Here is a 6,678-nt window from a genome sequence, read left to right on the forward strand (position 1 = left end):
GATAAACTGGCCAAATAAGCTACGCAGGCGTGCTCAAATTTGGAATTTGGAGTTTGGCATGCCGCGTTCGAACCCTATTGATGCAGTGAGGGTGCGCGCATGACTATGCCCACTACCGAAGTGAAGATCGAAGAGCTCTCCGACGGAGCTGCCATTACCAAGCAGCTGATCGTTCAGAAGTTCGGCGGTTCCTCGGTTGCCGATGCTGATGGCATCAAGCGGGTCGCTCAGCGTGTTGTGGATGCGCAGAAGGCCGGCAACGAGGTTGTGGTTGTTGTTTCCGCCATGGGAGACACCACAGACGAACTCCTGGACCTCGCAGGACAGGTGACGGACTCCGCTCCTGCCCGCGAAATGGACATGCTCCTTTCCGCAGGAGAGCGAATTTCCATGGCACTGCTTGCTATGGCCATCAACAAGTTTGGCGCCTCGGCCCAGTCCTTCACGGGCTCCCAGGCAGGCATGATTACCGACGGCATCCACGGCAAGGCCCGGATTATCGACGTCGACCCCCACCGCATCCGCACCGCCTTGGACAAGGGACACATTGCGATCGTGGCGGGCTTCCAGGGCATGAGCCGCAGCACCAACGAGATCACCACGCTGGGGCGTGGCGGCTCGGACACTACGGCCGTTGCTTTGGCTGCAGCGCTCGAAGCCGATGTTTGCGAAATCTACACCGACGTGGACGGCATCTACACCGCCGACCCCCGCGTTGTGTCCTCCGCCCAGAAGATCGACCGCATCTCCAGCGAAGAAATGCTGGAACTCGCTGCTTCAGGCGCCAAGATTCTGCACCTTCGGTGCGTGGAGTATGCCCGCCGTTTCGGCGTGCCGCTGCACGTCCGTTCCTCATTCAGCCAGCACGAAGGCACGTGGGTCATCCCGAGCGCCGATGAAAAGTTCACGATTCAAGAGGGAGTTGCCTTGGAGCAGCCAATCATCTCCGGCGTTGCACACGACCGGTCCGAAGCCAAGGTCACCGTTGTAGGCGTGCCGGACATTCCGGGCAAGGCCGCTGCGATCTTCCAGGTGATCGCGGACGCGCACTCGAACATCGACATGATCGTGCAGAACGTGTCCACGCACGGCACGGGCCGGACTGACATCTCGTTCACCCTCCCAATCGTTGAAGGCGCCGACGCTTTGGCCGCCCTGCGGGCAGCTGAAGGCCAGATTGGCTTCGAGAGCATCGAATACAACGAGCACGTGGGCAAGCTGTCCCTGATCGGCGCGGGAATGCGCTCACACCCCGGCGTTTCGGCAACGTTCTTCAAGGCCCTCTCGGACGCCGGCATCAACATCGACATGATCTCCACGTCGGAAATCCGCATCTCGGTGGTCACCAGCGCAGATGCCTTGGATGACGCCGTCCGCGCCATCCACGCCGCATTCGAGCTCGACGGCGATGCTGAAGCTACTGTTTACGGCGGCACCGGCCGCTAGGGCTCAGCAAGCGACGCACCCCAACTAAGTCGCAGCAGAGCGCGTTTTGAGCCTTCATAACGCGCTCTGCTGCGACCTACTTGGGTGAGCCGGAGCCAGCAGGACGTCGATGAGCTGCCTTAGTCCCTCCGCCATGTCCACGTCTTTGTCATAGAGCCACTGCAACTGCAGGCCATCGAACGCCGCGACAACCAATCTGGACAGCATGGCCGCGTCGACGTCGGCCCGGACTTCACCGGTCTGCTGGCGTCGGGCAATGTCCTCACTGATTCCCTGCACCACGTTTTCGTACCGCTCTTTGAAGTATCCGTGGGAGTCATGGCCGGGATCATTGGCTGTGGCGGATGCGACGGCGTACAGCGTGGTCAGCCCCGGCTCGTGCTGGTTCCTCTCGGCGATCGGCGGCATGAGGCTAAGGCCCACCTCCTCCTGGCCCGCCACAGCCATGGCCCGTCGGTCGCGCTCCGCCAGGACTGCGGTGAGGAGTTCCTGCTTGCCCTTGAAGTAGTGGAAAAGGGTGGCTTCCTTGACCCCAACGAGTTCCGCGACGCGCTTGAGCGCAGTCCCTTCGAATCCTTCGGTCGCAAAGACGTCGGTAGCCGTCTGGATGATTTGTTCGCGGCGTTCCGCACCCTTCGCATACTGACCGCGGGCCTTGGAAGTAGACATTGAGTCAGTCTATTTCACCCATCAAAAATCGAGTCGTCCTAGATTTATTTCCATAAAAACCTAGTCACACTAGATTTTTGTCGCTAAAGTCTCCTGATAAGACCCGACGGTGGGTCATTGAGTTCATCAGGAGTCAAGTACATGAACCCCACACTCTCCCAAGCAGTCCTGGCAACAGGCGTGCCCGATGCCGAAGATCGCATCCGGGAACTCGCACAGAGCCTGTCCCTGGAGCAGCAGATCCAACTACTGACGGGAGCGGATGTCTGGTCCACCCACGCCATCCCTGAAATTGGGCTCAGTCGCGTCGTCCTGTCGGATGGACCGGCCGGCGTCCGTGGCGAAGACTTCGACGAGCGCCACGACTCAATCTCCCTCCCGTCGTCGTCCGCGCTGTCCGCCACGTGGAGCGTGGAAACCGCTCGCCGCTACGGGCAGGTTCTCGGCCAGGAGGCCCGCCGCAAGGGCGTCCACGCCGTACTCGGCCCCACCATCAACCTCCATCGTTCCCCGTTGGGTGGCCGTCATTTCGAATGCATGAGCGAGGATCCGCGGCTCACAGCAACCTTGGCCGCCGGGTACGTTGCGGGAGTGCAGTCCATGGGCGTAGGGGCGACTCCCAAGCACTACCTGGCCAACGAGGCCGAGACGGAACGCTTCACTTCCGACTCGGTGGTGGACGAACGACCGCTGCGTGAGCTCTACCTTGCAGCGTTCGAAGACGCCATTACGGAGGCGCGTGCCTGGCTGGTGATGAGCTCGTACAACTCCATCAACGGCACCACGGCGAGTGAAAACAAGCTGCTGGAAACCCCGCTCTCCACGGAATGGGGCTTCGACGGCGTGGTGGTTTCGGACTGGACGGGAGTGCGTTCCGTTGATGCCGCCAACGCCCACCAGGATCTGGAAATGCCGGGGCCCGTGGGCCATTGGGGACCCAAGCTTCTGGCGGCCGTCAATGATGGTCGAGTCAGCCGCGGGGCCATCCTGGAAAAGGTCACTCGTATCCTGCGACTCGCTGCCCGCGTCGGCTCCCTCGAAGGCTTTCAGCCCGCGGTCACCGATCTCCCCGCGAAACTTGACGGGGCCGCCGTCGCGCGTGAAGTTGCCGTCCGAGGCGCCGTGCTGGTCCGTAACGAAGGCGGCATCCTGCCACTGGATCCCACCACGCTGAACAGCGTTGCGGTGATTGGCCACAATGCGGCAGAGGCCCGGACGCAAGGCGGCGGAAGCGCCACGGTGATGCCTAAGTACACCGTCTCGCCACTGGAGGGCCTGCGTAATGCACTGCCCGACGGCGTCCGTGTCACCTACGCGCGCGGCGCCAAGGTGGCCGAGGGCCTCCAGGCGTTCCCCCGGACTTCACTGCACAACCCGGTCTCCAACGTCCCGGGGATCCGCGTGACGTTCCTCGCGGAGGACGGCACAGAGATTTCGGGCGAAGACCGCCTCGCCTCACATTTGATCTGGTTCGGCATCGGCATCCCGGAAGGCGCCGCCATCATTCGGATGGAAACCGATTGGACAGCCGATTCGGCAGGTGTCCACCACCTCGGAGCGGGCACAGTAGGGCACATCCGCCTCTCATTGGATGGAGCCGAAGTCTTCAACGACGAGATCCAGGACGACACCGACGTCCTGGGTGCTGCACTCTTCGATCCGCCCAAGACTGTTCACGCAATCGAGGCCGCGGCCGGCCAGAGCGTGCGAATCGAAGCCGAATACCGCCTGCCCAAGGAACAGATCATCCCGTTCACGGCAATCCTGCTGGGAGAAGAAACGGTAGTGGCAGATCCCCAGGCGGAGATCGACGCCGCGGTGGAAGCCGCCCGGACTTCAGATGCAGCTGTGGTGGTCGTCGGAACCAATGCAGCCATCGAATCCGAGGGCTTTGACCGTAAGGACCTGAACCTCCCCGGGTTCCAGAACGAACTCGTTGAGGCTGTCGCCGCGGTCAACCCACGCACGGTAGTGGTTGTGAACTCCGGCTCACCGGTGGTGATGCCGTGGCTCGAGAAGGTAAACGCGGTGCTGCTGGGCTGGTTTGGTGGACAGGAGTTCGGCAGCGCGATTGCAGACATCCTGCTTGGCGCCGAGGAACCTGGCGGTCGGCTCCCTACAACGTGGCCGGCCGCCCTTGGAGATGTCCCGGTCCTGAACACCACTCCCGTAGACGGCAAAGTGGTCTACTCCGAGGGAATTCATGTGGGCTACCGGGCGTGGCTCAAGCAGCAAGCGGCAGGCGGCCCGGCTCCGGCGCTGCCTTTCGGCTTCGGACTCGGGTATACGACTTTCGAATTCGGCACCGCACACGCGCCACAGTCGGTTCAGGCCGGCAAGGACGTGGTTGTGCACGTCCCGGTGAAGAACACCGGCACGCGTACGGGACGTGAAGTGGTTCAGGTCTACCTTGAGCGCACCGATTCCGCTGTGGAACGTCCGGCCCGTTGGCTGGCAGGCTACGCGGGAACGCACCTTGCTCCAGCGGGGACTGACAGCGTTGAAGTCCGCATTCCGGCGAAGGCTTTTGCGCACTACGACGGCGGCTGGCAGTTTGAGCGTGGAGGCTTCCGGCTGCTGGTGGGTCGCCATGTTGCGGACACCTTCCAGACTCTGGACATCGAGGTGCGGTAATAATAGAGGGCAATCGGCGCGGCGTGGCGGCCTTTTTTGGGGCGCCACGCACGTGGTTTTCGCCACAAGCGCCGAATCTGGGGTATGGTATGGAATTTTCATGGCATGCTGTACGTTGCATACCCGGTAACCCCCTAACACGAAGAGGCATCAAAAAGTGGCAGCCGACTACGACGAACTCCGTACCGATGTAAAAGAGAACCAGGAGCAGTCCCTCCAGGCGCTCCAGTCCGCCAGCGCCCCCACGGCGAAGAGCGTCGTTCTTGAACTCGACGAAACTGACGGCCTGGACGCCAACGGTCCCGGCGGCGAAATCGTCGCTGAAGAACTCATCATCCAGGTCATCCCCCAGGCAAACGACGAGTTCACTTGTAACTCATGCTTCCTGGTCCGCCACCGTTCGCAGATTGCCCGCGAAAAGGATGGCGTCGCCTACTGCACTGACTGCGAAGGCTAAAGACGACCGCCACCCCGGCGGAACATGAATCGTCAGGGAGTGCCGCCGTCGGGATTAATTGCGGAAGGACCGGAGCGCACGCTCCGGTCCTTCCGCAATTAACTACTTGTCGCCTGCTTCCTCTTTGCCCTCCTTATCGTGCTCGGACTTATCGGGCTCCGACAGTCGCTCCTCGTCGGTGTATTCAGGTGCGACCACCGGGGAAAGAACGTCTCCAAGGATGCCGGCAGCCTCCCTGCCATCCTCCGGAGCAGGCCGGTCCGGCGACTCGTCGTCCTCCAGCGGAGCGTCCGTCATAACCCGCCTCCTTGGCCGCCGATCATCTTCTGGCGCCGGTGGTTGCTCACCCTGAGTTGAAGAATCCGCGCGCCGCCAGCAAGCGCCACCAGCACGCCTCCTCCAACAGCCGCGATGAACAGCGTGGTGCCGAGGGCGAGTGCCCCTTCCAGTCCGAAGAACCGGACGGTGACCATATCCTGGTTCTGGACGAAGAAGACGATCAACAGGACCAACACCACCAGGCCCACAGCTACGGCCACCCAGATCGCTGCTGTTCGCGTGGGCCGGGAACTTGCCGGTGCCACCCTTGGCTGTATGTGGTCCGCCCGTCCAGAGCCTCCCCGGGCCATTGCGGCATCATCTTGAGCGCTCATTGACAGCCCCCTCATTTCCCAGAACGTATGCGTGCTCATCACTTGTCCGTGCACTCATATAATAAGCATGCTTATAAGTGGCTCAACAGTGGCAGGGCAAGGCTGGATCGGAATAAGGAAGGACCGGAGTTCGCGGTCCGGTCCTTCGGTATTTGGGTGCCGTTGTTACTGTCGGTCACAGTTACTCATGGTTACTGGCGATCACACGGTGTAGTCGGTTGAAGTTGGTCCTGAATCGTTCCTCCGGACAGCGTAGTGATGACCCTCCGAATCGGTCTCAACCTCGAAATTCTTCAAGTCTTCCTCGGAAGCCGTTTCGAAGTCGTCGTGTTTATGGACAACAGGGGCATCCGTATCCCCATGGGTTGCCGGTCCGAAGACGGACTGCAGCCGCTCGGTCACGTGCTGAAAGGTTTCCAACTTGCGTCCCATGTTCTTCCACCTCCTTTCAACTGGAGAGAGAAAAAGCGGTAGGACGGCGTATGCCGTACCAGTACGCCAATTTTACGCCCGCGGGCCGGAAAAGGCGCGAGCGTTTGGTGCCGGAAGGGGCCGGGCCATGACTCCCAACGCGGCCAGAACGGACTCCACTGCGACGTTCAGTGGCGATTCCAAGGGAACCGCAATGTGGGGTTATTTTTCCGCTTCCGGAGACACCCATGACGGCGATCCTGCGCTCAGGATCGTTCATATGCTCCCCTTGGAACTGAAGTTCAGCAGGACTTTGCCGGACTCGGCTGAGTTCCTGGCTACGTCGAATGCCTCGAGGCCGTGGGCGAGGTCGAACTCGTGCGTTATCACGGGGTCCACGAACAAGGA

The 6,678-nt window shown here is 61.4% G+C and carries 7 protein-coding genes and 1 pseudogene; 3 read left to right on the forward strand and 5 right to left on the reverse strand.

The window, feature by feature from the left end:
• Positions 1-99 precede the first annotated feature (99 nt).
• Positions 100-1,446: an aspartate kinase gene (locus AC1DCM_RS23580; RefSeq protein ID WP_477514483.1), complete on the forward strand. Its 1,347-nt coding sequence runs from the start codon at positions 100-102 to the stop codon at positions 1,444-1,446.
• Between the two features lie 54 nt (positions 1,447-1,500).
• Here the strand turns inward: AC1DCM_RS23580 and AC1DCM_RS23585 are convergent, their stop codons facing one another.
• Positions 1,501-2,115, reverse strand: coding sequence for a TetR/AcrR family transcriptional regulator (locus AC1DCM_RS23585; RefSeq protein ID WP_477519901.1), 615 nt, complete (start codon positions 2,113-2,115; stop codon positions 1,501-1,503).
• A 141-nt stretch (positions 2,116-2,256) separates the two neighbouring features.
• On the opposite strand from AC1DCM_RS23585, the gene AC1DCM_RS23590 reads away from it, so the two are divergent.
• Both AC1DCM_RS23590 and AC1DCM_RS23595 read left to right on the forward strand, forming a co-directional pair.
• Positions 2,257-4,749, forward strand: a complete 2,493-nt coding sequence (locus AC1DCM_RS23590; RefSeq protein ID WP_477519902.1) for a beta-glucosidase — start codon at positions 2,257-2,259, stop codon at positions 4,747-4,749.
• A 157-nt stretch (positions 4,750-4,906) separates the two neighbouring features.
• Complete coding sequence (locus AC1DCM_RS23595) at positions 4,907-5,206, forward strand: DUF4193 domain-containing protein (RefSeq protein WP_216921958.1); 300 nt, start codon at positions 4,907-4,909, stop codon at positions 5,204-5,206.
• A gap of 102 nt (positions 5,207-5,308) precedes the next feature.
• On the opposite strand, the gene AC1DCM_RS23600 is transcribed toward AC1DCM_RS23595, so the two are convergent.
• The 4 genes and pseudogenes from AC1DCM_RS23600 to AC1DCM_RS23615 form a co-directional block, all read right to left on the reverse strand.
• The gene (locus AC1DCM_RS23600) at positions 5,309-5,503 is read right to left on the reverse strand and encodes a hypothetical protein (protein WP_477519903.1); all 195 of its coding nucleotides are present in this window, start codon (positions 5,501-5,503) and stop codon (positions 5,309-5,311) included.
• The gene (locus AC1DCM_RS23605) at positions 5,500-5,859 is read right to left on the reverse strand and encodes a LapA family protein (RefSeq protein WP_477519904.1); all 360 of its coding nucleotides are present in this window, start codon (positions 5,857-5,859) and stop codon (positions 5,500-5,502) included. The genes AC1DCM_RS23600 and AC1DCM_RS23605 overlap by 4 nt, the downstream gene beginning before the upstream one ends.
• Before the next feature lie 201 nt (positions 5,860-6,060).
• Positions 6,061-6,291 carry a hypothetical protein gene (locus AC1DCM_RS23610; protein ID WP_442004313.1) on the reverse strand — a complete coding sequence of 77 codons (231 nt, stop codon included), beginning with the start codon at positions 6,289-6,291 and terminating at the stop codon, positions 6,061-6,063.
• A 255-nt stretch (positions 6,292-6,546) separates the two neighbouring features.
• Positions 6,547-6,678 (reverse strand): annotated as a pseudogene (locus AC1DCM_RS23615) (L-idonate 5-dehydrogenase); the annotation flags it as partial.

It is taken from the genome of Paenarthrobacter sp. 10N417 (genome assembly GCF_056394745.1).

What these genes read in the sequence shown, in the direction of transcription:
- AC1DCM_RS23580 (WP_477514483.1), top strand. Translation starts at nt 100, where the DNA reads ATGACTATGCCCACTACCGAAGTGAAGATCGAAGAGCTCTCCGACGGA.
- AC1DCM_RS23600 (WP_477519903.1), bottom strand. Translation starts at nt 5,503, where the DNA reads ATGACGGACGCTCCGCTGGAGGACGACGAGTCGCCGGACCGGCCTGCT.
- AC1DCM_RS23590 (WP_477519902.1), top strand. Translation starts at nt 2,257, where the DNA reads ATGAACCCCACACTCTCCCAAGCAGTCCTGGCAACAGGCGTGCCCGAT.
- AC1DCM_RS23605 (WP_477519904.1), bottom strand. Translation starts at nt 5,859, where the DNA reads ATGAGCGCTCAAGATGATGCCGCAATGGCCCGGGGAGGCTCTGGACGG.
- AC1DCM_RS23585 (WP_477519901.1), bottom strand. Translation starts at nt 2,115, where the DNA reads ATGTCTACTTCCAAGGCCCGCGGTCAGTATGCGAAGGGTGCGGAACGC.
- AC1DCM_RS23610 (WP_442004313.1), bottom strand. Translation starts at nt 6,291, where the DNA reads ATGGGACGCAAGTTGGAAACCTTTCAGCACGTGACCGAGCGGCTGCAG.